The organism is Pectobacterium sp. A5351, assembly GCF_028335745.1.
Lineage (GTDB): Bacteria > Pseudomonadota > Gammaproteobacteria > Enterobacterales > Enterobacteriaceae > Pectobacterium.
This window is the reverse complement of the sequence record NZ_CP116477.1, coordinates 2,847,025-2,871,879: the sequence shown is the minus strand read 5'-3', so window position 1 is coordinate 2,871,879 and position 24,855 is coordinate 2,847,025. Positions and strand designations below refer to the sequence as shown.

Here is a 24,855-nt window from a genome sequence, read left to right as displayed (position 1 = left end):
TCTCATTAATTTGTGCGATCTGCGATCGTGATGAGGGTCAACATACGGACCCATCGAGACGGTATGCGTGTGGGTAAAACAGGGGCAGGTGATTATCTTGTGTGGGGTAAGCGCTATGGCGTCTGGCTGTCGGCCAGCCTGCTGATATGCATGGTCAGCCAGGTAAGTTCTTCTTTCGGCAAGGCCATCTGGTATTTTTCCTGAATGTAATCTCTGATGGCCCAGGAAATTGCCATCGCTTCAGGGTAGTGTTTCAGCAGTTCCTGATAGAAATCGTCCGTGCGCCTTGGGGCGATTTTGCGGGCAATCACCCGTTCGGAGAAATACCGCAGATGGGTGATAAAACGGAGATAATCGACGGCGTTGACATCAATATTCTTGTTTAATTTGTAGCGGACAATTTCCGCCAGACGGTTCACCAACTGAACCTGCTGGTGGGCATCGGCGATTTCGGCGCTACCGGCGGCATTAATGAGGTGGAACGCGATATTGACGGCCTCGTCATCAGGCAGCGTGACGTTAAAACGTGCCGACACGCGATCTTTCGCCTGCACGCCGATGGCGTACTCTTTTTGGTAATAGCGTTTGACTTCCCAACTGAGCTTGTTGATGAAAGAGTTGCCCGTTTTGCTACGTTCAACCGCGAAATAGAGATGTTCCGCCAGCGTAAAGAACAGCACCGAATTCAGCTTTTCGGCGTACTGGCTTTGCGCCAGCGTGACGATCTCATGAGTGATGTCAAAAAAAGCCGCAGGAATCGTGTCGGTCAATGAAAGAAAATGCCGTGATTTCAGGTTTTCCAGTGGAATGAAAACCTGCTCAACATGCGTCACATCAATCAACGAACCGGGTTTGGCACCAAACCCGATCCCTTTACCCAACAGGATCATCTCCTGCTGTTCATGATCGACTAACAGCATGCTGTTATTTAACGCTTTTTTCACTTTAATCACGTTTTTCTTCCCATCATGCTTCTTCCAATTACCGCAGTTTCCTGCCGTTGTCCACACAGCTTGCAGCAAGTGCCTGCCTGTCAGGAGAGGTCGGTGCCATTCGTCGCAATGACTTTCTGATACCAGTAGAACGAATCCTTTTTCAGGCGCGCCAGAGAGCCGTGGCCTTCGTCATCCTGATCGACATAGATAAAGCCATAGCGTTTGGACATCTGTGAGGTGCCCGCGCTGATGATGTCAATCGCTCCCCAACTGGTGAACCCCATCAGTTCAACGCCTTCACCAATCGCTTCACGCATTTGCTCGAAATGTGAACGGAAGTAGTCAACGCGGTAAGGATCGTGGATTTTCCCGTTCTCGACAACGTCTTTCGCACCCAGCCCATTTTCGACAATAAACAGCGGCTTCTGGTAGCGGTCGTAAAGCTCCAGCAGGGAGATTTTCAGCCCAACTGGGTCGATCTGCCATCCCCAATCCGAGGCCGGCAGATACGGGTTTTTCACACCCAGAACGGTATTCCCCGGTATTCTCTCGGCGTCTGGCTGTGTGGATTCGGTGAGCGACATGTAATAACTGAACGACACAAAATCCACGGTGTGCTGCTTGAGAATAGCCAAATCGTTGGGTTGCATGGTGATGTGGATACCGCGTCGCTCAAGGTCGCGCTTGATGAGCGGCGGATATTCACCGAACACCTGTACATCGGCATAAAAGTAGTTTTCGAGGTTCTTTTTCAGCGCGGCTTCAACGTCTTCCGGGCGGCAGGAGTGCGGGTAGGTCGTCAGTTTGGTCAGCATGCAGCCGACCTGGCTGCCTGGGATTTTTTCGTGGCAGTCGCGGGTGACAATGGCCGAAGCAACAAACTGGTGGTGCAGCCCCTGATAAATATCCTGCTTGGCCTGTCCCGGGGCGCTTTTCTCTTCACGGATCCCTGCCGTGGTAAACGGATGGCGATGGATACTGTCGATCTCGTTAAAGGTCAGCCAGTAGCACACCAGATCCTTATAGCGATCGAAGCAAACATTGCTAAAGCGTACGAAGGCATCCAGCACGTTGCGGTGCACCCAGCCATTGTATTTTTCACTCAGCGCCAGCGGCATTTCGTAGTGTGAAAGCGTCACCAGCGGTTCGATACCGTGCTTGCGCATTTCGCGGAACAGATCGTCGTAAAACTGTAAGCCTGCTTCATTCGGCTCACGGTCTTCTCCGGTTGGAAAGATGCGTGACCAGGCAATGGAGACGCGTAGCACCTTGAAGCCCATTTCGGCAAACAGTGCCAGATCGCTTTTGTAGCGGTGATAGAAATCGATGCCGCGCCGTTTGGGGTAGAAAGCATCGTTTTTGCCGTTCAGCGCATCGGCGATGTTGTCGTCCGTCAGCGCCATATGGGCATGGTAATTCTTCAAATCGAGATTCGGTTTCCAGGTAATGGCGTCCGCGACCGACGGCCCCTTGCCGTCTTCATTCCATGCGCCTTCGGCCTGATTCGCGGCAATCGCGCCGCCCCATAAAAAGTGTTCCGGGAATGTGATGTTTTTATCCATTACACAGACTCCTTTAAGGTCATGATGATGGTGTGGGGATGGATGAGGGCGTCAGTGGCTTCCGGTATCACGCGAAAGCGCTCGCTGTTGGTGATAACCATCATGACGACGGGATCGTAACCCGCGGCGATGAGGCTATCGAGGTCAAATTCAACGAGGACGTCGCCAGCATTAACCTGTTGGCCAGCCATGACTTTTGGCTGAAAGCCTTGACCATTGAGTTTGATGGTATCGATGCCGATATGGAAAATCAGTTCGGCACCGCTGTCGGTGAGCATGCTGACCGCATGACCCGTTTCAAACACGTTTTCAATCGTGCCGTTCGCTGGAGCGTAGAGCACGCCTTTCTCGGGGATGATGGCAATGCCGTCACCCATGATACGTTTGGAGAAGATTTCATCGTTTACACTTTCCAGCGGGATGACTTTTCCTTCAATCGGGCTGGCGAACGGGTATTCAACGATAGCGTGATGGGCTTCTTCTGCCTCTACCGCCGCGACGGGTTTTTCTTCCCGCCAGAGGAACAGGGCGGAGAGAAAAGCGATAGCAAAAGAGAGCGCCGCACCGGCGATGGCATAGACGATGTTCCAGCTATTTTCCGGCGAAACAAACATGGAGATACTGGCCAGGCCGGGGCCAACCAGTGCGAAGGCTTCGATCGCCATCCAGCCGATAAACGCGCCGCCGACCAGACTACCTGCCAGCACGCTGTAGAGCGCTTTTTTATTCAGCAGCGTAATCCCGTACAGCGCGGGTTCGGTGATGCCGAACAGGGCGGAAATACCAGCTGAAAGCGCCGTCGATTTTAACGTTTTGTCTTTGCTCTTGAGCGCGATCGCTATACAGGCACCTGATTCGGCAATGTTATGCGCGAGTGACGCAGGCAGATAGAGCATTTCCTTACCAAACTGGCTCATGGAGGACACGGCATAGGGCAGCATTGGCTTATGCATTCCTGACGCCACCATGAAGGGCAGCGCAGCGGCGAGTAAGCCTGTCGCCACAAAGCCCAGTTTGCTGTACAGCCAGAGGATTACGCTAGCCAGCCCCGCACCGAGTTCATAACCCAATGGGCCCAGAACCAGCAGCGTGACGGGAACGGTGACCAGCAGCGAAAGCATCGGTGACAGGAAAATACGCAGGGCGCTCGGTGAGTAGCGATTGAAGATCTTTTCGGTTTGCGCATAGAAAATGACGCACAGAATCGCCGGAAAAACCTGCGAGGCGTAAGCGACGTTTTTCAGGTCGAGAGAGAGAAATTCAGCGCCTTCCGCCAGTTGTTTAGACATGGCAGGCAGCACCATGACCGAGACGGCGGAAACCGCGACCAGCACATTGACTTTCAGCTTCATCGCGGTGGTGATCCCTACCAGAATCGGTAGGAAATAGAGCGGTGCGGAACCGATGTTATCCAGCACTTTGTAGGTTGAACTGTCTTTGGTGAGCCAGCCGAGCAGGTCCAGCAGTAATAGCAGTGACTTGAGCACACCGCCGCCAGCAATGGCAGGAACCAGCGGCTGAAATACGCTGATGATAAAATCGATGACAAAAGCCGTGCGGTTGGTTTTTGCTGGCACGGCGCGGCCCGTTTCTTTGCGGCCTGCGGCGAGGTTCTGCACTGCGTCGTACACCTGCATCACTTCGCTGCCGATGATCACCTGACACTGCACGTTGACCCGAACGCCCAACACGCCCGGCACGTTTTCCAGCTCGCGCTGGTTCACCTGACTATTGTCATAAAGGCTAAACCGTAGCCGCGTAGAACAGTGCTCAATGTGCTCAATGTTGTCAATTCCACCGACTAATGTGATGATTTTTTCCGCGGTGGTGGCATAGGCTGTCGCGTTATTATCTGCTGCGGTATGGCTCATACGACGGTTCCCCTGATCCAGAAACGAAAAAAGACCTGAAGCTCCTCCCATGATGTTGAGTGGGATAGCTTCAGGTCTTGCCTAGAAAACTAGTTACACGCCTGTGCTGCTGTTGTAAGTCCTGGTACGCGGGAAAGTCAAACAGATCGTACTGCCTTGACGGGTAAGTGTGATGGTAATAGCAGAATGGAAGGCTTTGCCTGACGATGCTGATGCATTTCAGGCATGTTGAATAAAATATGGCGTTTTTTAACCGATGATAAACAACAGAGCGAGGTAAACTCGCAGAGTGCAAACGGACAGACGAAAGGCGTGTATGCTTTCTGTCGTATGGCGAGATCCTCTGTTTGCGCCGATTATAGGGTGATGTACGCTATATAGCAGTTCATTTATTTATTCGTTAATTTATTGTTTTTATTTGAAAATATTCACCGTTGGGATCGATTGTTATGACTGATAATCTGCTTTCTCACCTCTCGAACGCATTACGTTCAGAGGATTCCTTCGAGGGGCTCGTTCGCCAGTTATTGGTCATGCTGGAGCTGGTCACCGATCTGGAATCAACTTACCTGACGCAGGTTGACACCGAAGCGGGCTTTCAAAATATCCTGTTTGCTCACAACACGAAAACGCTCAATATTCCTGAAGGTGTCTCGGTTCCGTGGCATGACACGCTGTGCAAACGTGCGTTGGACGAAGGGCAAAGTTACACGCCGAATGTGGCTGAATGCTGGGGGGATTCGCAGGCGGCGAAAGCGCTGGGCATTATGACTTATGCCAGTACGCCCGTACGGATGGAGGACGGGCAGTTGTATGGCACCCTTTGTGCCGCAAGCTCCGACCATAAACCGCTGACGACCAAGGGTGAACAAATCCTGAGTTTATTCGCGCAACTCATTGCTCAGCAGGTGCAGAAAGAGTGGCTGGTGCGGCAGTTAACGGCCGCAAACGCCGCGTTACATGAGTATTCTTATACCGATTCACTGACCGGATTGCTTAACCGCCGAGGCGTATTTTACTCTCTGGAAGCGCTGTTTTCTCAGGCCAAGAACGACCATCAGCAGGCGCTCATTGTGTTCATTGACCTTGATGGCTTTAAGAAAATTAACGATCAGTTCGGCCACGAAGCCGGTGATATCTTCTTGCAAGACGTTGGTCGCCGTTTGCTCATGTGGGGCAACCCAGGTGATGTTGTCGGGCGTCTCGGTGGTGATGAATTTGTTTTTGCCCGCATGGTAGACGTTGCACCGGGAGAGGATGAGCGTGTGATTGCTTCCTTCAGGAATGACATGACACCCTTGTTGCAGGGGCACTATTCTCTCGGTGAGGTCAGTTCGCTCGGCACGGTCAGTATTGACTATTTGGGGGCAAGCATCGGGATCGTCACGGCAGATCCTTCCGTCGAGGAGCCTGATGGCGTGATGCGCCGGGCTGATGCTGCAATGTACGCCAATAAAATCACGCGAAAAAAAGATCAAACCCGCGCTTTTGAGGTCATCACAGCACAATCGTAAATGCCTATGCAGAAGTTATCATCTGCTTATCAGGCATCTTTGGTTGCATCCAGAGTGAGCTTGCCATCTTCTAAGTGAAGTTTGGTGGGGGAAAGGAGTTCAAACAGGCGCTTGAACGGATCGGCGTCTTTGCCTGATTCCCCAGTCATAAAGTTGAAGTCCATTTCTATCAGGTACTTCAGACGTGGTACATAGCCTTCCGGTGCCTGCGCTTGTTCAATTAATGGCAGGCTCTCATGGTGATCTAACACCATTTTGAAAAATTCGGTTTGTTTAAACTCACCGCGACTCCACTCCAGTTTGCTTTGTGCCACGGCCATCGTACGCCAGACTTGCTCTTGGTCATAAGCCTCGCTCCAGGCCGCACGCCGCTCATTCACCGTAAAGGTTCCACTATCGTCATAGGTAATCAGTGCCAGCTGTTCACGAGACAGGCCTTTGAAAGGATTACTTCCTTGACCGTTGTTATAGGCTGTCGCTTGTGTTGCTCTGGCTAATCGCTCGGGGTCATCACTATCGGGGACTTCCGCATCATGAGTTTTTCTGTTGTTAGCGTAATTCACACCGAGAATTTCATCATGTGTACTTTTGGCTTTGGCAGCCAATGCATTGCGATCGCTTGTTGCATCTCTGGCTTCGGCCCTGACGGCGGCGTCGCTGAGCTGTTTTGCCAGCGTTGTAATGCCGCTATTCTTTTTATTTGAATAACCATCAGACGTTGTAGACGCAGACTGTGTGTTTTCGGATACGTTTTCCTGCTTTTTTATCGAGCGACTGTCATTGGTGGGCTGCGCACCTGCCACCGTACTTTTTGAAAGGCCATTGAAGTTAATCATTCGTTCTTCTCACTCGTTGTGATTCAGGGATAAGTAACGACTCATGCTGCTTATCCCTATTCATAAAAAATGCCTGAGTGGTTGCTCAGCGATTTTTCAGTACGGGTGTTATCTCATGGTAATTTCTACATCTGAGTCGTGAGTATTGACGTTGGCATAACTGATGCAAAAAGGGCTGTCATGAACAGTGAGGACAACAGAATATTGCTTGATTTCATTTGAAAAAACTCCATGTATTTTCATCTGCGACCACAGTCTTTTTATTCTTTCTAACTCACTATGCGGAATACGACGCTGTGTGCTGTAGCCATAAACGCAGGCAGACCGCGTGATTTAATTAATAAATCGGCATGATATAAAAAATATTTAGTTATTTATGGTCGCTTTAATAAATTATCATGGATTTTGAAAATCTATTCTCTTTCCCTTCTTAGTTTTCTTGTGCTAATAATAATCATGATAATTATTAATTTGCATGTTCTATTGCTCCAGAATGGGATGATTGTGTTAGACGAACCGCTATAGACAAGCTTCATGTACTGAATGAGAACATCCGTTAATGCCAGTGTGGCTATTTGGAATAATCGAAGGGGAGGGGCGCTTGTTAAGTCAAAAGACATTCAGCGCCTTTTTTAATAAATCAGGGTAATAAAATTCACGCTTAAATTATTCTGGTTGCGGAAAAATCGATACGCGAGCAGCATAAATAGTGATGAAACTATATTGCTTTACCAGCCGCAGACGTTAGTCTCTTCATCCGCATCGTAACCACGTACGATATTAACCAGCTCTTTTACCGCTTCAGCCGAAACTGTCTTGTCTTTTACTTCTTCGACCGTAGAGAGATCCTTGTCGACGGACACGCCGTTATTATTGTTCGTAACCGTCAGCAGAAAACCTTTTTTATTTTCGCTGGTTGACGACAGTTCGTTGAATAATTCCATAACTGCGCTTGCGGCGAAATCAGGCACATAAAAAGCCATCGGCTTGAGATAAATTTTCTCTGCCTTTTCCTTATTGTCGCGGTTCAATAGTGTTAATGAATACCCTTTGTTTTCACTTGTCATTATGTTTACCTCAACCTTCTATCAGAATTTTTGGATCGACATAAAAATCTACGTTAAATAGCGTGTCATCAGATAACGCTTCGATTCTGTGCCATTTTTCTGGCGGGAATACGCCAAATTGCCCGGCCTCAATAGTTAGCGTCTCTACGGGCTCAGGGCTGGTCTCATCGGTGTAGCCATAATAACGAATCGTCCCTTGCATCACGCACAAGCGCGGGTAGACGCCTTGCCGCGTCCCTGCATCCAAATGGCGCTTCCAGATAGACGCTGGGGCAGTTTCTTTTGTCCAGAAAGGCGTGGTACGGGTATGAACATAATTCGCTGGTATAACAATTCGTTCCATGTTTAAACCTCATGCTTTACCCGGCTACATTGCAGGGCAGGAAGGAAAAACCATATAATGCATATCATATACCTCTTTTAATTTTTGTGAATTATTTTCTGCTAATTAATTTTTACAATGCCGCAACGCTTTGCGGAAAGGCCGTATTTTCAGGAATCAACGTTTCTCTCGTTGGTTATTTATCTCACCTGATTGGCGGAGATAAAAACTAACATCAAGGAATAGTTACATTAAGTTATTTCTTGATGCTCCCCTTATTAGGCACGTTGGGCCTAAAAAATACCCTTATTGGTACTCAATTAGGGTTATTGTTAAAAATAAATCAAAAGAGTAAAAATGAAAAAATATAACGCCACTCAGTGATGAGGTTTTAACTCAAATGAAAAAGAACGTAAAACTCAGTTCATTCTATTATGGTTTCCCTGTTTTCCTTGTTACGACAACAGATAATAGCAACGGAGAAGTCAATGTCGCTTCTATATCGTCGTCAATTTCCCTCGGCGATAAAATTATTATCGGTGTCACTAAAGGAAGTAAGACCTGCAGATAATTTATTATCTGGATGGCGTTTTTGAATAAAACGAACTTTTAACGGCAAACTGACTCAGATCGTTTCCTACCCTGATAGTGCATGGTGAAGCGTGGCAAAACAGAAGTTTAATCCTAACCCACGTAATGTGGACACAGCCCTAAGCGAGGTTGTGGTTTTCATATTGTTCCGGGCTGAGACCGCCGCATGCACTGTGGCGACACCAGCGATTGTCATCGCACTCGATATAATTTAAACACCGCCGTTCGCATTATTTCCCGCCTGGCAAAGGACTCACCGTGGATACATTCCACTTTCAGTGAGTGGAAAAAACTCTCCGCGCAGGCATTGTCGTAACAGCATCTTTTTGCGCTCATACTCCCTCGCAGATTATGGCTTTTCAGCATGGACTGATAGTCTGTTTGTCGGAAAAACGCTTCTTCATGGGTATGCCTTCACGTTGCTGATGAAGAACACTGAGCATAAGTGTGGCAGGGCCTGTACTCAGGGAGGGACGTCCATCACATCACTACACACTAATACATCAGAGTCGGACGCCTTCTGATCGGAGAGGGGTTGAAGTAGATTAAAAGATTTCTGTGAGGTTGTTGCTATCAATTGCATCCATTCTGATGTTATGACTTGATTGTAGTCCAACTCACCGTTATCTCTCTGTTCATTAACGTTCAATAGTTCGTTCAACTTTTAATCTCTTTTGCGAATATGTCGGATGTACTAGGATAGAAACAATCAATTTTTTGCCTGAATAATCGATAGTTAATGACAGAGAGGGTCAATATGGCGTTGTTAAAAACAAATAAAATTAATCATTTCATACAGGTACTATTACTACCGTAGTTGTAAATGATAATGCTGTTTTTTTGATGTTAGAAGCTATTTTGAGATAAATTTATGAAAGTTAATGATCTGGTTACAGTTAAAACCGATGGGAAAACGCGCCGGGAAGGGACGATTCTGGCTGTGGAAACGTTCCAGGAAGGGATAATGTACTTAGTTGCATTAAAAGATTACCCAGCCGGTATCTGGTTTTTCAATGAGGCTGACAGTAAAGATGGTACGTTTGTTGAGCCAAAGACGTTGCCGCAAAAAGAGTAAAGGGAACATATCGATAGACGAGCATTGTCCGTATGAACAATGCTCGTAGCGGATTGGCTATCCAGTATTAGAACGTTTCCCAGTTACCGTTTTTCGTATTGGTTTGACGGGGGAGGGCTAGTGAGGAACGGTCCTTCGAGGCCAGAGTGTTCGACCTGTCAGGAATGGAAGCTGCACTTGATAAATGGCCGGATAGCTTAAATGTCGCAACAGCACGGGTCAGCAGTGCGGCTTGCTCTTCCAGCGATGCGGCTGCTGCACTGGCTTCTTGAACAAGCGCAGCATTCTGCTGTGTCACGCTGTCCATTTCCGATATTGCCTGACCAACCTGAGTAATTCCTCGGCTTTGTTCGTCAGATGCTGAGGCAATTTCACCCATGATGTCAGTGACGTTAGTGACGGCATCGACGATCTCTTTCATGGTTTGACCCGCGTTATCAACCAGCACAGAACCACTGTTGACCAGGTTGACGGATTCGGAAATCAGCGTTTCTATCTCCTTTGCGGCTTGCGCACTACGCTGCGCGAGGCTACGGACCTCACTGGCGACGACGGCAAAACCTCGCCCCTGTTCTCCTGCTCTGGCCGCCTCAACCGCCGCATTTAGCGCGAGAATATTTGTCTGGAATGCGATACTGTTAATGACATTGGTAATTTCGGAGATTTTCTTTGAACTCCCCGAAATACTGTTCATTGTGTTGACGACGTTTGCAACAATATCGCCACCCTGTTTGGCTTTTCCTGAAGCATTCGCCGCGAGCTGGCTTGCGTGATGCGCGTTTTCTGAGTTTTGCTTCACGGTTGCAGTCAATTGCTCCATGCTTGCCGCAGTCTGTTCAAGCGCTGCGGCTTGCTGCTCGGTTCGTGAGGAGAGGTCTGTGTTACCGGAGGAAATTTCCGTTGAACCTTGGTAAATAGAATCTGCACTTTCCCGAACGGTTGTGACCGTTGTGACCAGAGAAGACTGCATTTGCTGAACGTTGCTGGCTAGCGTACCGATTTCATTCCTGCCATAACGCTCCGATATTTGAGTCAGATCGCCTTGCGCAATACGTTGAATCCTCGTCACCAACTGATTCATTGGTTTGATGAGAATGCCTCTGAGAAGGAAGAACGTCAGAAGTGTTAAAATGGTCGCCAGAGCAAAGCTGCCCCCCATCAACGAATACCCGAGTAGCGCATTTTTATGCGCAGTTTCGTTTAATTCTTTCGCTCTTTGCGTGCGGTAAGCGACAGCCTCTAACAAATATTTGTTATAGGCCAAATCCAAAACCCGGGTTTCTTCAGATTCGAGAGTGATGACCTCTTCAAACAGCCCTTGTTTTGCTGCAGTGAGCATCAACATAAGGCCTTGATTGACATAAGCATCATAGGATTTGCGTAGATCGCCATCCAACGCCATATCCTGCGGTGTTTTAACTGGACGCTCTTCATAGACAAGGAATGCTTTTTTTGACTGTTCCAGCCGCTGTTCAGCTTGCTTCAGGTTGTCATTGAAGACCTGAGAATCACCAATACGCGCAGCCGCAGCGGCTTGAATGAGCAACAGACGCGCGGTACGAAGGTGGTTGGAACTGTTTGAGATCCCCATTCGGGTATCAATTTCTTGTGTAACGTCGCCTAATGATTGATTGCTGCTTTGTAGAAAGTAGCTGGATGTGCCAATAGATGCTGCAAATAACAGCATGATTCCACCCAGAATAATAACGAATAAAGGAACTAGCCGTAAATTGCTCAGCATACCTGCCGCGACGTGCTGCTCAGACCTTGAAGTTATTTTCATATCCATTCGCTCATTCTCAGGAATTTATGATTTACCATGCCGCTCGTGGCGGTATTGGCGTTTAGGTTTGAGTGTCTACATTAGTGACAATCCATTAGCTAAACAACCAATTGTAAAAGATAATCGGCATATATTGAGAAACCTTAATCAAATTCGGTGCGATCCCGATCACGTTTTTAACGCTTTAAAAATAAAAGATAAATACGTGATGCGAAATTATACAGATTGATAATAAAAAATAAAGAGTATGGTTTCCTAACTTTATTTGTCTGGGGTTCAACGTTATTATGTTGAATCTATCTTCGGAGGGATTTTTCTTGGAAAAGCGTACGCATTTTTTTTCTGATAAAAAAGTGGTTTTTTTTATCGCCACATTATGCTGTTTGCTCTGGGGAAGTGCTTATCCCGCAATTAAAAATGGTTATGAGCTATTTCACATTGCAGATAATGATATTCCTGGAAAACTCGTTTTTGCAGGCTACCGGTTCGCGTTTGCTGGGTTGCTGCTGCTGGGGCTTGCTGTGTTAAGTGGGCGGTCTATCGGGCGTTTTCAGCGTGGGCAGTTAGTCCAGCTAAGCATCCTGGGAATATTCCAAACATCACTGCAGTACGTTTTTTTCTATATCGGTCTGGCGTATACCACGGGTGTTAAAGGTTCGATCATGAATGCAACCAGTACTTTTTTCAGCGTGCTGCTTGCTCATTATTTATACCAAAATGATAAGTTAAATATCAACAAGCTAATTGGCTGTATATTAGGCTTTGCTGGTGTGATGGTCGTTAATATCAACAGTAACGGAATGAGCATCGGTTTTACATTGTTGGGCGATGGATTCGTTGTTATTGCAGCATTTATTTTGTCAGCATCTACTATATATGGTAAGTGGATATCGCAAACGATGGATCCAACGGTAATGACCGGTTATCAACTGGCTATTGGCGGGATCATTTTAACGATATCGGGATACTGTACAGGTGGGACACTCATCATACCAGATTGGAAAGCGATACTGATGCTAGGCTATCTTATTTTGCTCTCGTCAGTCGCTTTTTCATTATGGAGCCAACTGCTGAAATATAATCGAGTCGGTATGGTTGCACCATTTAATTTTCTCATCCCGGTATCTGGCACATTGCTTTCAGCGCTGTTCCTTAATGAAAGCATTCTGGAATGGAAATATTTCTTTGCACTCGTCCTGGTCTGTTCAGGTATTTGGTTGGTTAACCGGGTTGTGAAAAGTGATCGGTAAATGTCTCAGCCAACCAACCCATATAGCGCCTTGAAGATATGATCTGTAGCGTGAAGTTTGAGAGTAGAACGACTTCATGCTACAGCATTTCCAATTAGCCCCAATCGCTCACTAATTTCTTTAATATCAATGTAATATATTCTTTCTTACATTTTCCTGTCATATCTATATGTTTTGTTGTCATTGCAGAAGTGCTTTGGCAGAAGAGAGATAAATTTTGCTTCAGAACATGCGGTTAAGAGTTTTTTGGGTAAAAAGTGTAAGTTTTTCGTGAAAGGTATAAAATTACATAACGGCATACGGTTTAGATGAAATTGATTTCTTTATATCTATCATTTACATAGCAAACAAATTGTTTCTTTTTTATCCTTTCCAAAGCTCTTTTTTGTAACGTTTAGTGCGCTTTTTTGGGGTAAGAGTAGGCACAAAAGTGATCTGACCAGAGGGTGTCTGGCTCATAATTCTTTTGTTTTTGTGATTTGCATCACATAATGGTCAAAATTATTATTCAGTTACGTTGTATGTGCTACGGATTAGGCGGTACAGTTGTGCTGTTTTAGGATTAATCCTATGCTTTGGTTAGGGTGGGTCTTCAGGATGGGACTAAAAAGCAACGGATGAACGGATTCGCAGCGTGATGCGTAAAGTTGGCAAGTAACGATTGCCCGAATAAGAAATGATGAAGCAGTAACTCGCAGTATCTGGCACCGATAGTTTTTTATGCCATCAATGGAGAGTGATTTTCGAACTGGGCGATATGGTCTATCACCTAACTTATGTTTTAAACATAGCCTGTCGGGATGGGAAATATGGGTACCTCTGAATTACTCAAACACATTTATGACATTAATCTGTCTTATTTGTTACTGGCGCAACGCTTAATTAATGATGAAAAAGCTTCTGCAATGTTTCGTCTTGGAATCAATGACGAGATGGCAGATACCTTGATGCAACTGACTTTACCGCAGATGGTGAAGCTGGCAGAAACTAACCAACTGATATGCCATTTCCGTTTTAACGATCACAATACAATCAAAGTGTTGACTCAGGAATCACGTGTGGATGACTTACAGCAAATTCATACGGGGATTCTCTTATCGAGTCACTTATTACAACAGTTAACTTCGAAAGAAGAAAACCTGCCTAAGAAAAGGGCATAAGTAATGGCGGAGAAAAGTATTGTTCAGGAAGCGAGAGATATCCAATTAGCAATGGAACTCATTTCGCTTGGCGCTCGTTTACAGATGTTAGAAAGTGAAACTCAGTTAAGTCGCGGGCGTTTGATTAAACTGTACAAAGAGCTGAGAGGAAGCCCGCCGCCAAAGGGAATGCTGCCTTTTTCAACGGATTGGTTTATGACCTGGGAACAAAATATTCATTCATCAATGTTCTACAACGCATACAGCTTTTTAATCAAGAATGGGCAGTGCAGTGGTGTTGAAGCGGTGATTAAATCTTACCGGCTTTATCTCGAACAGTGTGCACCACAGAGCGATTCTCCACTGTTGGCATTGACGCGTGCCTGGACATTAGTCCGGTTTGTTGACAGCGGTATGCTGCAACTGTCGTCATGCAATTGCTGCAAAGGGATGTTCATTACTCATGCTCATCAACCTAAAAACAGTTTTGTTTGTAGTTTATGCCAACCCCCTTCCAGAGCGGTAAAAAAGCGTAAACTTTCGCAAAATCTTGCCGATATAATACCTCAACTGCTGGATGAACAGGTAAAACACGCAGTCTGAGCCTGTAGCGATTTGTAAATCTATCATTGTTAGTCGTGACGGCAGTGATAGATTTCTTCCTAAAAAATTTTCTGGCTACGGCTCCGCAGTTTTATCTCGCCTTCCGTCCACTTTTTTACTTAAGGATTCCTTGTGCTGGTTATATTGGGTTATATCGTTGTCATTGGCTCGATACTTGGCGGTTATCTCATGGTTGGTGGGCACCTGGGGGCGCTTTACCAACCTGCGGAACTGATTATTATCGGCGGTGCGGCAGTAGGTGCTTTCATCGTGGGTAACACAGGAAAAGCGATAAAAGCCACGCTACGAGCCTTCCCCCTTTTGGTCAAAAGTTCCAAGTACAATAAAGCATTATATATGGATCTCATGGCCTTACTCTTTCGTGTGATGGCCAAATCTCGTCAGCAAGGTATGCTTTCCCTGGAGTTTGATATTGATAACCCTCGTGAGAGTGAAATCTTTTCGAGCTATCCGAATATTCTTGCTGACAATACCATTGTTGAGTTTATCACCGATTATTTGCGTTTGATGGTCAGCGGCAACATGAATGCGTTTGAGATTGAAACGCTGATGGACGAAGAGATTGAAACGATTGAACATGAAAGCGAAGTGCCTGCGACGAGCTTGACGCTAATGGGGGACGGTCTTCCGGCATTTGGTATCGTAGCTGCTGTTATGGGAGTCGTTCACTCACTGGCTTTCGTTGATCGTCCTGCCGCTGAACTGGGGATGATGATTGCCAATGCGATGGTAGGAACCTTTTTGGGTATCCTACTTGCTTACGGCTTTGTCTCACCTTTGGCAGCGTTACTGCGTCATAAAAATGCAGAAAAAATCAAAGTATTGCAGTGTATTAAAGTCACTTTGCTATCGAGCCTTAATGGTTATGCCCCACAAATTGCCGTTGAATTTGGTCGTAAAACGCTGTACTCCACGGAGCGCCCTTCCTTTACCGAATTGGAAGAGCATATTCGTCGTGTAAAATCGCCGACTCAGCAAGCGTCGGACAGTAACGCATGAAACATCAACATCCCATTATTCGCAAAAAGCGTAAGTCTGGTCATGGAGGCCACCATGGTGGCTCCTGGAAGATTGCCTACGCTGACTTCATGACAGCAATGATGGCATTGTTTCTTGTAATGTGGCTTATAGCAATTTCTACACCAATGCAGCTCGCCCAAATTGCAGAGTATTTCCGCACTCCACTCAAGGTCGCGCTAACTTCGGGCTCTAAATCAAGTGACAGTTCCAGCCCGATTCCTGGCGGAGGAAACGATCCAACCCAGCAAGATGGTGAAGTGAAAAAGGCCATCAAGACAGATAACGTGGAAAAGAAACTGGATGAGGTTCGACTCAATAGATTGCGTGAACGTCTGGATCAGTTAATTGAGGCCGATCCTCGGCTGCGTGCACTTCGACCACATCTGTTAATTGAAATGATCGATGAAGGCTTACGTATCCAAATCATCGATAGTCAAAACCGCCCAATGTTTAAAACCGGGAGCGCACAGGTTGAACCTTATATGCGAGATATCCTGCGTGCAATAGCGCCAATCCTGAACGATTTTCCTAATAAATTGAGTATTTCAGGCCATACTGATGATGTTCAGTATACGACAGGGGAACGTGGTTATAGTAACTGGGAATTGTCTGCAGATCGTGCCAATGCATCACGCCGAGAGCTTATTTTTGGTGGTTTGTCTGATGGAAAAGTTTTGCGCGTAGTGGGTATGGCTGCAACAATGAACCTCAAACAGGCGACAAGTGGAAATGATGCGATTAACCGACGCATCAGTTTGCTGGTATTGAGCAGACAGGCTCAAAAGGATATTGAAGAAGAAAACGCAGAAAGCTCTGCTGTAAATATAGACAAGGTGGAAAATTTACAAAATATGGAGTTGGATAAGCCTAAACCTACCATTCCGGCTGCCGAAAATAGTGATAAGAATACGAGTGGAAGTGGTGGGGCATCGCCACTTCCAGCTAATGGAGTTCCTGCTCCAGAGCGCCAACAGCCAACCACCACGTTGCCTGCTGCGCCCGATAGTCAGGCGACGCCTTCTCAATAAGCCGCGATTCACAGCAGAGGTGACCACGTGAGCATGGACATGAGTGCTTTCTATCAAACGTTCTTTGATGAAGCAGATGAATTACTGGCAGACATGGAACAACATTTATTATTGTTGGATCCGTCAGAGCCTGATACTGAGCAGTTGAATGCGATTTTCCGAGCCGCTCACTCAATCAAAGGAGGTGCAGGCACGTTCGGTTTTAAAGTATTGCAGGAAACTACACACATTTTAGAAAACCTACTCGATGGGGCAAGACGCGGAGAAATGCGTCTTAGCACCGATATCATCAACCTGTTTCTGGAAACAAAAGACATTATGCAGGATCAGTTGGACGCTTATAAAACCGCGCAGGAACCCAATGCTGAAAGCTTTGAGTATATCTGTCAGGCTCTGCGCCAGCTCGCTTTGGAGTCTAAAGCTGATGATGATGTTGCCTTGGCTGAGGCTCCGGTTGCAACACCGCACACTGCCAGCCCTACATCAAACGCTGCAGGTAAAGGTGAAATGCGTATTGCACTAACCGGCCTGAAATCTCAGGAAATACCTCAGATGCTGGAAGAGCTTGGCAATCTGGGAACCGTTAAAGACCCTCACCAGACAGACACTAGCGTAGAAGTGACATTGGTCACGTCTGAAAGTGAAGACGATATTAGTGCTGTTCTGTGTTTTGTTCTTGAACCTGAGCAAATCAGCTTTAAATCTGCCGTTGTCAGCCAACCTGCTGTCGCTGAAGTAGTGGAGACGTTGGCTGTTGTCGAAGCACCAGCACCGGTAGCATCAGTCGTAGCGTCTGCGCCAGGTGCTGCAAAACCACAAGCTGCACCGGAAAATGGAAAAAATAAAGCAAAAACCGGTGATACCAGTATCCGTGTAGCGGTTGAGAAGGTTGACCAGCTTATCAACCTCGTTGGTGAGTTAGTTATTACACAATCTATGCTCGCACAACGCTCAAGCGAACTCGATCCTGTCGCGCATGGTGACTTGCTCAATAGTATGGGGCAGTTAGAACGTAACGCTCGCGATCTGCAAGAATCTGTCATGTCCATTCGTATGATGCCAATGGAATATGTATTTAGCCGTTTCCCTCGTTTGGTTCGTGACCTGGCAGCTAAATTGGATAAGCAGGTTGAGCTAACGTTGATGGGGAGTTCGACTGAATTGGATAAGAGTTTGATCGAACGTATTATCGATCCTCTGACACACTTGGTGCGTAATAGTCTCGATCACGGCATCGAATCTCCAGATAAACGCGTTGCGGCAGGTAAATCTGCAGTGGGTAACCTGACGCTTTCTGCAGAACATCAGGGTGGTAACATCTGTATTGAAGTTATCGATGATGGTGCAGGGCTCAACCGCGAAAGAATTCTGGCTAAAGCTCTGTCTCAAGGGTTGGCCGTGAGCGACACGATGTCTGATGAAGAAGTGGGCATGTTGATTTTTGCTCCTGGCTTCTCTACTGCAGAGAAGGTCACAGATGTTTCTGGCCGCGGTGTTGGCATGGACGTGGTTAAGCGGAATATCCAGGAAATGGGGGGGCATGTTGAAATCCACTTCCAGGCTGGAAAAGGTACGACTATCAGAATCTTGTTACCATTAACGTTAGCCATCCTCGATGGTATGTCCGTTAAAGTTAACAACGAAGTCTTTATTCTCCCGCTTAATGCTGTAATGGAATCCCTGCAGCCTCAATCGGAAGACCTGTACCCATTAGCCGGTGGCGAGCGTGTACTGCAAGTTCGTGGTGAATATTTACCTCTCGTTGAGCTATTTCATATTTTTGATGTGGATGGTGCTAAAACGGATGCTACTCAGGGTATAGTCGTGATCCTGCAGAGTGCTGGCCGACGTTATGCCTTGTTGGTCGATCAGTTGATTGGGCAACATCAGGTCGTCGTTAAAAATCTGGAAAGTAATTATCGCAAGGTACCAGGCGTTTCAGCCGCTACCATTCTTGGTGATGGCAGCGTTGCGCTGATTGTGGATGTTTCGGCGTTACAAGCGCTTAATCGTGAAAAGCGTGTGGTTGAAACTGCTGCTTAATAAAATAGATCGTTAATAAAGGGTGGAAAACATGACTGGACTTGCAAGCGTCACGAAATTAACTGGCGAAACAGTAGGACAGGAATTCCTGATTTTTACGCTGGGTGACGAAGAGTACGGCGTTGATATTTTAAAAGTACAAGAAATTCGTGGTTATGACCAGGTAACGCGCATTGCCAACACACCTTCCTTCATCAAAGGTGTTACCAACCTGCGCGGTGTCATTGTACCGATCGTTGACTTGCGTATTAAATTCGCCAAGCAAGATGTTGAATACGATGACAACACCGTTGTGATTGTTCTGAATCTTGGTCAGCGTGTTGTTGGTATTGTCGTTGATGGCGTGTCTGATGTGTTGTCATTGACCGCAGACCAAATTCGCTCCGCACCAGAGTTTGCCGTAACCCTTTCAACGGAATACCTGACTGGTTTGGGTTCTCTGGGCGAGAGAATGCTGATTTTGGTTGATATCGAAAAACTGTTGAGCAGCGAAGAAATGGCGCTGGTTGATAGCGTATTGAAAGCCTAATCTATCGGCCTTCAGGGGCTACGAAAGTGGCCCCGAAAACCTTCCTTAGCCATATCCTTGTCTATTCAGAAATTCGTAAAGATATCCAAAATAATGCCGATATCATCGGTGGTTGGTCTACTCAAAAGGCGTTATATGTTTAACCGTATAAAAGTTGTCACAGGTTTGATGCTTGTACTGGTGTTGTTTGGAGCTCTTCAGCTTATTTCTGGTGGTTTATTCTTCGGTGCATTAAAAAATGATAAGGATATCTTCAGCTCAACGCAGGTGATTAATCAGAAGCGTTCCGAGCTCGATTCTGCATGGTCATATTTATTACAGACCCGTAATACACTTAACCGCGCGGGTACGCGTTTTGCGCTCGATGCAAGCGGTACGGGAGCGGGTGTGGGTGGGAAAGAGCTTTTGGCTTCGGCTCAAAAGCAATTGTCCGTAGCAAACGATTTTTTCTCCCGTTATGAAAAAGTGCCACAAGATGCTCGTCAGGATGAAAGTATCGCTCGGGGAGTAAAAGAGAATTATGTGGCTCTGAATGGTGCGTTAACCGAATTAATTCAGTTTTTGAATGCAGGGGAATTTAAAAAATTTATTGAGCAACCGACACAGCGTTTTCAGGATGATTTTGAAAAGGCGTATTATGCCTATAAAGCTGAAAGCGATAAGCTTTATCAGGCTGGTATAGCGAAAAACGATGAAGCTTACGACGCAGCGCTGTGGATCCTTGGTTTCATTATCGTGTTGGTTTTTGCGTTAGCTCTGATTTCCTGGATTGGTATTCAACAACTATTAATCAGGCCGCTAAATAATATTGTTGAACACATTCGTCAAATTGCGAAAGGTGATTTGACAAAAACAACTAACTTTCACAGCAGCAATGAAATGGGGATCCTGGCTGACAGTATTCGCCATATGCAAAGTGAGTTTGTTGCAACGGTTAGTGCAGTTCGACAGGGGGCTGATGCGATTTATACCGGTGCAACAGAAATTAGCGCCGGAAATAACGATCTTTCTTCGCGTACCGAGCAGCAGGCTGCCTCGCTGGAAGAAACCGCAGCAAGTATGGAACAGTTGACCGCAACCGTTAAGCAGAATGCGGAAAATGCGCGTCAGGCCAGTCAGTTGGCGCTGAGTGCGTCAGAGACGGCGCAAAAGGGCGGTAAGGTCGTCGATAATGTTGTCAAAACCATGCACAATATCGCTGGAAGTTCGCAAAAAATTGCCGATATTACTAGTGTGATTGATGGTATTGCTTTCCAAACCAACATTCTTGCGCTCAATGCGGCGGTTGAAGCTGCCAGAGCAGGTGAGCAAGGCCGTGGGTTTGCGGTTGTTGCAGGCGAAGTGCGTAATTTGGCACAGCGTAGTGCTCAGGCTGCGAAAGAAATTAAAAGTCTGATTGAAGATTCTGTCAGCCGGGTCGATGAAGGTTCTGTACTGGTTGAAAGTGCAGGCGAGACGATGGGAGAAATCGTCAGCGCGGTCACTCGTGTAACAGATATCATGGGCGAAATTGCCTCAGCTTCAGATGAGCAAAGTAAAGGTATCGATCAGGTTGGTCAGGCGGTGACTGAAATGGATCGCGTAACGCAACAAAACGCCTCCTTGGTCGAAGAGTCGGCGGCCGCAGCGGTTGCTCTGGAAGAACAGGTGAAAGTGCTGAATCAGGCTGTTGCTGTATTCCGTCTGTCTGAAGATGCAGGTTCTTTTAGAAGAACGACACCCGCAACGACGGGCCAAAAGCCTGTATTACTGGCGCCATCAGCAAATGGCGGTAAAAAAGCGAAAGGAAGTTCATCCAATGATAATTGGGAAACGTTCTGATAAAAACCGTATATACCCTAAATAATTAGAGTTGTATGACGGTGGCGACACAGCGAATTCCCAAGAGCATGCTCAAGTATGTGATTGGGGTGAGTAAGGAACTCTAACGTACAAGCAGCTTGAAGTATGATAGGGATATAAATACTAAGCTGTAGGGTGCTGTTACTAAGCTAATCCCCAGCCGCTTATGTGTAGGTAGCTGGGCGATTACTTACTCCTATAATTTATCGCTGTGTGCTTGGGATTTATAAGTGATATAGCACTTGGTACTTTGAAGTAGAGTAATTCATGGTATTGTTCAATCTGTAACTTATGTTATGGATATGGTGAGCTGAGTCAGACTTTGGTTTAAGGCCAAAGAATAAAGCAGGTAGCGCAGCTGTGATGAAAGGGAGAATGCCACCCGACAGCATGTGGCTTTGGTAGAACGAACACGTTGGCCGGTTCTATTTGTAGAACTTGTAGTGTGTATTACCAATACAGTGTCAGTTTTAATCGTAATATGATGAGCAATTGACGAATGACAATAAAAAACCTGCGTTAGCTGTAAAGGAAAGTTCAGATTGAAAAAAACCATAGCAAAAAAACACTATTCGAGCGGTTTGATATGAAAAGTACACCATCGCAAAATCGCCCCGAATCGGCCTCTATTCTGACGCAGATGGTTGATCGGTTGCCGTTGTCGGACACTCATTTCCGGCGAATCAGCCAATTAATATATCAGCGCGCCGGCATTGTTCTAGCCGATCACAAACGCGAAATGGTTTATAACCGTTTGGTTAGGCGTCTACGTTTGCTTGGAATCAATGATTTCGGTCAGTATCTAGCGCTATTAGAATCAGATCCTAACAGTGCTGAATGGCAAGCTTTTGTTAATGCGTTAACCACTAACCTAACGGCATTTTTCCGTGAAGCTCACCATTTTCCTATATTGGCTGAGCATGCCAGAAAACGCCCAAATGGCTACACTATCTGGAGTACTGCGGCTTCTACAGGGGAAGAGCCTTATTCGTTAGCGATGACACTTGCTGAGGTCTTAGGTAATAAAGCGAGTGGTTGTCAGGTATGGGCTAGTGATATTGATACTCAGGTATTAGAAAAGGCAACGGCAGGTATTTATCGTCAGGAAGAGTTGCGCTCTCTTTCACCACAGCAGTTACAGCGATTCTTCTTACGCGGTACTGGGCCACATAGTGGTTTGGTGCGCGTTCGTCCTGAGCTTGCATCAATGGTACATTTCCAACAATTAAATCTGCTCGCGCCTGATTGGTCCGTTCCTGCGCCATTCGATGCTATTTTTTGTCGTAATGTGATGATTTATTTCGATAAAGAAACTCAAGAGCGTATTCTCCGTCGATTCGTCCCGATGCTTAAGCCGGGTGGATTGTTATTTGCCGGGCATTCAGAGAATTTCAGCCAGATCAGTCGCGAATTCTATTTGCGTGGGCAAACTGTATATGGGCTGGCTAAGGAAAGATAATGAGCAAGATAAGAGTATTATGCGTTGATGATTCTGCCCTTATGCGTCAGATCATGACTGAAATAATTAATAGCCATTCCGATATGGAAGTTGTCGCGACTGCGCCAGATCCATTAGTTGCTCGTGATTTGATTAAAAAATTCAATCCTCAGGTATTAACGCTAGATGTTGAAATGCCGCGTATGGATGGATTGGATTTTCTTGAGAAGCTCATGCGCTTGCGCCCAATGCCGGTTGTGATGGTGTCATCGTTAACGGGGAAAGGATCGGAAATTACGCTGCGCGCTTTGGAACTTGGTGCGATTGACTTTGTCACCAAACCTCAATTAGGTATTCGTGAGGGGATGCTAGCGTACAGCGAACTGATTGCGGAAAAAATTCGCATGGCTGCGAAGGCACGCCTTCCGCAGCGTAGTACAGCGGCAGAGCCAACAAAAATTATTCAGCATATGCCATTGCTCAGTAGTGAGAAATTGATCGCGATAGGCGCATCGACAGGAGGTACGGAAGCGATACGGCATGTATTGCAGCCACTGCCGCCGACAAGCCCTGCATTACTGATTACACAGCATATGCCGCCAGGCTTTACAAAATCTTTTGCCGAGCGGTTGAACAAGCTGTGCCAGATTACGGTGAAAGAGGCAGAAGATGGAGAACGTGTTCTTCCTGGCCATGCCTATATTGCCCCAGGAGCTCGCCATCTTGAACTGGCGCGTAGCGGAGCAAACTATCAGGTACGTTTAAATGATGGACCTCCCGTTAATCGGCATCGTCCGTCAGTCGATGTGTTATTCCGTTCGGTTGCACAATACGCCGGGCGAAATGCCGTAGGGGTAATCCTTACTGGAATGGGGAATGATGGGGCTGCTGGCATGTTGGAACTCCATCAGGCTGGTGCTTATACTCTGGCCCAAAATGAAGCAAGTTGTGTGGTTTTCGGGATGCCACGTGAAGCGATTGCTATGGGTGGCGTTGATGAAGTGGTGGATTTGCACCAGGTGAGCCAGCGCATGTTGGCACAAATCTCTGCCGGACAGGCATTACGTATATAAGCAGCTCTTGGTGAGCAATAAATATTTTAGGAGTAGGTATGGCCGATAAAGAACTCAGATTTCTGGTAGTGGATGATTTTTCGACGATGCGCCGAATTGTCCGTAACCTGCTGAAGGAACTGGGCTTTAATAACGTAGAAGAGGCAGAAGATGGCGCTGATGCTCTGAACAAGCTTCGCGCTAGTGCTTTTGATTTCGTCATTTCTGACTGGAATATGCCCAATATGGACGGACTGGAACTGTTGCAGACTATCCGTGCCGATGGTGCACTTTCCAGCCTTCCTGTGCTGATGGTAACGGCAGAAGCGAAGAAAGAGAATATTATCGCTGCAGCACAAGCGGGTGCTAGCGGCTATGTAGTTAAACCATTTACTGCAGCTACCCTTGAAGAAAAACTGAGTAAGATTTTCGAAAAATTGGGTATGTAAGGGGATCTTATGACGCCACATATGCCGTCCGTGAACGACACTGCTTCAGCAACCGAGATCATTTCGCGTATCGGTCAATTGACCCGTATGCTACGCGACAGTTTGAAAGAGTTGGGTCTGGATAATGCGATAGCAGAAGCTGCAGAGGCTATTCCTGATGCCCGCGATCGTCTTGACTATGTTGTCCAAATGACTGCGCAAGCGGCGGAGCGTGCTCTGAGCTGTGTAGAAGCTGCACAACCACGTCAGAACCAACTGGAAGCTGATGCTAAATCTCTGAAAGTTCGTTGGGATGAATGGTTTGAAAACCCAATCGAACTGGCTGATGCGCGTGAATTAGTGACGGATACGCGTAGCTATCTTGAAGACGTACCACAGCATACCTCATTTACCAATGCTCAATTGTTGGAAATTATGATGGCGCAGGATTTCCAGGACCTTACCGGTCAGGTCATCAAGCGTATGATGGATGTTGTTCAGGAAATTGAAAAACAACTACTGATGGTATTGTTGGAAAATATTCCAGAAAAACCAGATGCACCTAAGCGTGCAAATGATGGTCTGTTGAACGGGCCTCAATTGGATAAAGGTGCAGCAGGTATCGTTGCTAATCAGGATCAGGTCGATGACCTTCTGGATAGCCTCGGATTCTAATGAACCTTGCATCAAAAAAAAGAGCCATCTTTTTTTGAAAAAGGTTGCGAGCACTTTTGCTCTGCTATTTATGGCCAGTGCTATGGCCATAAATAGCTAAACTTGTTTTTCCCACCCTTTTATACTTACTATTCGTTAAAGAAGAGTTGGTTTTTCTCGTTGTTCCAGCCATAAAACTTTCCCGCATTTGTCATGCTAGGCAGCGAATTCGTATCCCAAAAGTCGTAACAG

21 protein-coding genes and 2 pseudogenes are annotated in these 24,855 nt (G+C 46.5%); 15 read left to right on the top strand and 8 right to left on the bottom strand.

Annotated elements, in window-relative coordinates:
• Positions 1 to 113: 113 nt before the first annotated feature.
• The 3 genes from O1Q74_RS13320 to O1Q74_RS13310 form a co-directional block, all read right to left on the bottom strand.
• Positions 114 to 953 (bottom strand): PRD domain-containing protein, encoded by an 840-nt coding sequence (locus O1Q74_RS13320; protein ID WP_271878926.1) that lies wholly within the window; start codon positions 951 to 953, stop codon positions 114 to 116.
• A gap of 80 nt (positions 954 to 1,033) precedes the next feature.
• Positions 1,034 to 2,497: a glycoside hydrolase family 1 protein gene (locus O1Q74_RS13315; protein WP_271873744.1), complete on the bottom strand. Its 1,464-nt coding sequence runs from the start codon at positions 2,495 to 2,497 to the stop codon at positions 1,034 to 1,036.
• Positions 2,497 to 4,368, bottom strand: a complete 1,872-nt coding sequence (locus O1Q74_RS13310; RefSeq protein ID WP_271873742.1) for a beta-glucoside-specific PTS transporter subunit IIABC — start codon at positions 4,366 to 4,368, stop codon at positions 2,497 to 2,499. Before O1Q74_RS13310 ends, O1Q74_RS13315 begins: the two co-directional genes overlap by 1 nt.
• 449 nt (positions 4,369 to 4,817) lie before the next feature.
• On the opposite strand from O1Q74_RS13310, the gene O1Q74_RS13305 reads away from it, so the two are divergent.
• A complete protein-coding gene (locus O1Q74_RS13305) occupies positions 4,818 to 5,882 on the top strand; it encodes a sensor domain-containing diguanylate cyclase (RefSeq protein WP_271873741.1) in 1,065 nt (354 codons plus the stop codon).
• Between the two features lie 29 nt (positions 5,883 to 5,911).
• Here the strand turns inward: O1Q74_RS13305 and O1Q74_RS13300 are convergent, their stop codons facing one another.
• The 3 genes from O1Q74_RS13300 to O1Q74_RS13290 form a co-directional block, all read right to left on the bottom strand.
• Positions 5,912 to 6,718, bottom strand: a complete 807-nt coding sequence (locus tag O1Q74_RS13300) for a hypothetical protein (protein WP_271873739.1) — start codon at positions 6,716 to 6,718, stop codon at positions 5,912 to 5,914.
• 728 nt (positions 6,719 to 7,446) lie between these two features.
• Positions 7,447 to 7,785, bottom strand: a complete 339-nt coding sequence (locus tag O1Q74_RS13295) for a DUF1869 domain-containing protein (protein WP_271873737.1) — start codon at positions 7,783 to 7,785, stop codon at positions 7,447 to 7,449.
• 10 nt (positions 7,786 to 7,795) lie between these two features.
• Positions 7,796 to 8,128, bottom strand: a complete 333-nt coding sequence (locus O1Q74_RS13290) for a DUF1971 domain-containing protein (protein ID WP_271873735.1) — start codon at positions 8,126 to 8,128, stop codon at positions 7,796 to 7,798.
• A gap of 379 nt (positions 8,129 to 8,507) precedes the next feature.
• Between O1Q74_RS13290 and O1Q74_RS20295 the strand changes: the two are divergent.
• A pseudogene (locus O1Q74_RS20295) lies at positions 8,508 to 8,669 on the top strand (flavin reductase family protein); the annotation flags it as partial.
• 148 nt (positions 8,670 to 8,817) lie between these two features.
• Here the strand turns inward: O1Q74_RS20295 and O1Q74_RS13285 are convergent.
• Positions 8,818 to 9,079, bottom strand: a pseudogene (locus O1Q74_RS13285) (IS3 family transposase); the annotation flags it as partial.
• Positions 9,080 to 9,569: 490 nt separating this feature from the next.
• Between O1Q74_RS13285 and dsrB the strand changes: the two are divergent.
• Positions 9,570 to 9,773: a protein DsrB gene (dsrB, locus tag O1Q74_RS13280; RefSeq protein WP_225085100.1), complete on the top strand. Its 204-nt coding sequence runs from the start codon at positions 9,570 to 9,572 to the stop codon at positions 9,771 to 9,773.
• Between the two features lie 67 nt (positions 9,774 to 9,840).
• On the opposite strand, the gene O1Q74_RS13275 is transcribed toward dsrB, so the two are convergent.
• The gene (locus tag O1Q74_RS13275; RefSeq protein WP_271873733.1) at positions 9,841 to 11,562 is read right to left on the bottom strand and encodes a methyl-accepting chemotaxis protein; all 1,722 of its coding nucleotides are present in this window, start codon (positions 11,560 to 11,562) and stop codon (positions 9,841 to 9,843) included.
• A gap of 311 nt (positions 11,563 to 11,873) precedes the next feature.
• Between O1Q74_RS13275 and O1Q74_RS13270 the strand changes: the two genes are divergently transcribed.
• The 12 genes from O1Q74_RS13270 (at position 11,874) to cheZ (ending at position 24,624) form a co-directional block, all read left to right on the top strand.
• Positions 11,874 to 12,806, top strand: coding sequence for a DMT family transporter (locus O1Q74_RS13270; RefSeq protein ID WP_442953089.1), 933 nt, complete (start codon positions 11,874 to 11,876; stop codon positions 12,804 to 12,806).
• A gap of 809 nt (positions 12,807 to 13,615) precedes the next feature.
• On the top strand, positions 13,616 to 13,966 hold the full coding sequence (gene flhD, locus O1Q74_RS13265) for a flagellar transcriptional regulator FlhD (RefSeq protein WP_015840816.1): 351 nt from the start codon (positions 13,616 to 13,618) through the stop codon (positions 13,964 to 13,966).
• 3 nt (positions 13,967 to 13,969) lie between these two features.
• A complete protein-coding gene (flhC, locus tag O1Q74_RS13260; RefSeq protein WP_271873729.1) occupies positions 13,970 to 14,548 on the top strand; it encodes a flagellar transcriptional regulator FlhC in 579 nt (192 codons plus the stop codon).
• Positions 14,549 to 14,680: 132 nt separating this feature from the next.
• Positions 14,681 to 15,568, top strand: a complete 888-nt coding sequence (motA, locus tag O1Q74_RS13255) for a flagellar motor stator protein MotA (RefSeq protein ID WP_271873727.1) — start codon at positions 14,681 to 14,683, stop codon at positions 15,566 to 15,568.
• Positions 15,565 to 16,617, top strand: coding sequence for a flagellar motor protein MotB (gene motB / locus O1Q74_RS13250; protein ID WP_271873726.1), 1,053 nt, complete (start codon positions 15,565 to 15,567; stop codon positions 16,615 to 16,617). The genes motA and motB overlap by 4 nt, the downstream gene beginning before the upstream one ends.
• 39 nt (positions 16,618 to 16,656) lie before the next feature.
• Positions 16,657 to 18,660, top strand: coding sequence for a chemotaxis protein CheA (gene cheA / locus O1Q74_RS13245; RefSeq protein ID WP_442953143.1), 2,004 nt, complete (start codon positions 16,657 to 16,659; stop codon positions 18,658 to 18,660).
• A 31-nt stretch (positions 18,661 to 18,691) separates the two neighbouring features.
• The gene (gene cheW, locus O1Q74_RS13240; protein WP_271873725.1) at positions 18,692 to 19,189 is read left to right on the top strand and encodes a chemotaxis protein CheW; all 498 of its coding nucleotides are present in this window, start codon (positions 18,692 to 18,694) and stop codon (positions 19,187 to 19,189) included.
• A gap of 135 nt (positions 19,190 to 19,324) precedes the next feature.
• Positions 19,325 to 21,010 carry a methyl-accepting chemotaxis protein gene (locus O1Q74_RS13235; RefSeq protein ID WP_271873723.1) on the top strand — a complete coding sequence of 562 codons (1,686 nt, stop codon included), beginning with the start codon at positions 19,325 to 19,327 and terminating at the stop codon, positions 21,008 to 21,010.
• A gap of 607 nt (positions 21,011 to 21,617) precedes the next feature.
• Positions 21,618 to 22,490, top strand: a complete 873-nt coding sequence (gene cheR, locus O1Q74_RS13230; RefSeq protein ID WP_014915918.1) for a protein-glutamate O-methyltransferase CheR — start codon at positions 21,618 to 21,620, stop codon at positions 22,488 to 22,490.
• Positions 22,490 to 23,542: a protein-glutamate methylesterase/protein-glutamine glutaminase gene (locus O1Q74_RS13225; RefSeq protein ID WP_180742564.1), complete on the top strand. Its 1,053-nt coding sequence runs from the start codon at positions 22,490 to 22,492 to the stop codon at positions 23,540 to 23,542. Before cheR ends, O1Q74_RS13225 begins: the two co-directional genes overlap by 1 nt.
• A 38-nt stretch (positions 23,543 to 23,580) precedes the next feature.
• Positions 23,581 to 23,970: a chemotaxis response regulator CheY gene (gene cheY, locus O1Q74_RS13220; protein WP_271873721.1), complete on the top strand. Its 390-nt coding sequence runs from the start codon at positions 23,581 to 23,583 to the stop codon at positions 23,968 to 23,970.
• A gap of 9 nt (positions 23,971 to 23,979) precedes the next feature.
• Positions 23,980 to 24,624: a protein phosphatase CheZ gene (gene cheZ, locus O1Q74_RS13215; protein ID WP_225085094.1), complete on the top strand. Its 645-nt coding sequence runs from the start codon at positions 23,980 to 23,982 to the stop codon at positions 24,622 to 24,624.
• The last annotated feature ends 231 nt before the right edge of the window (positions 24,625 to 24,855 follow it).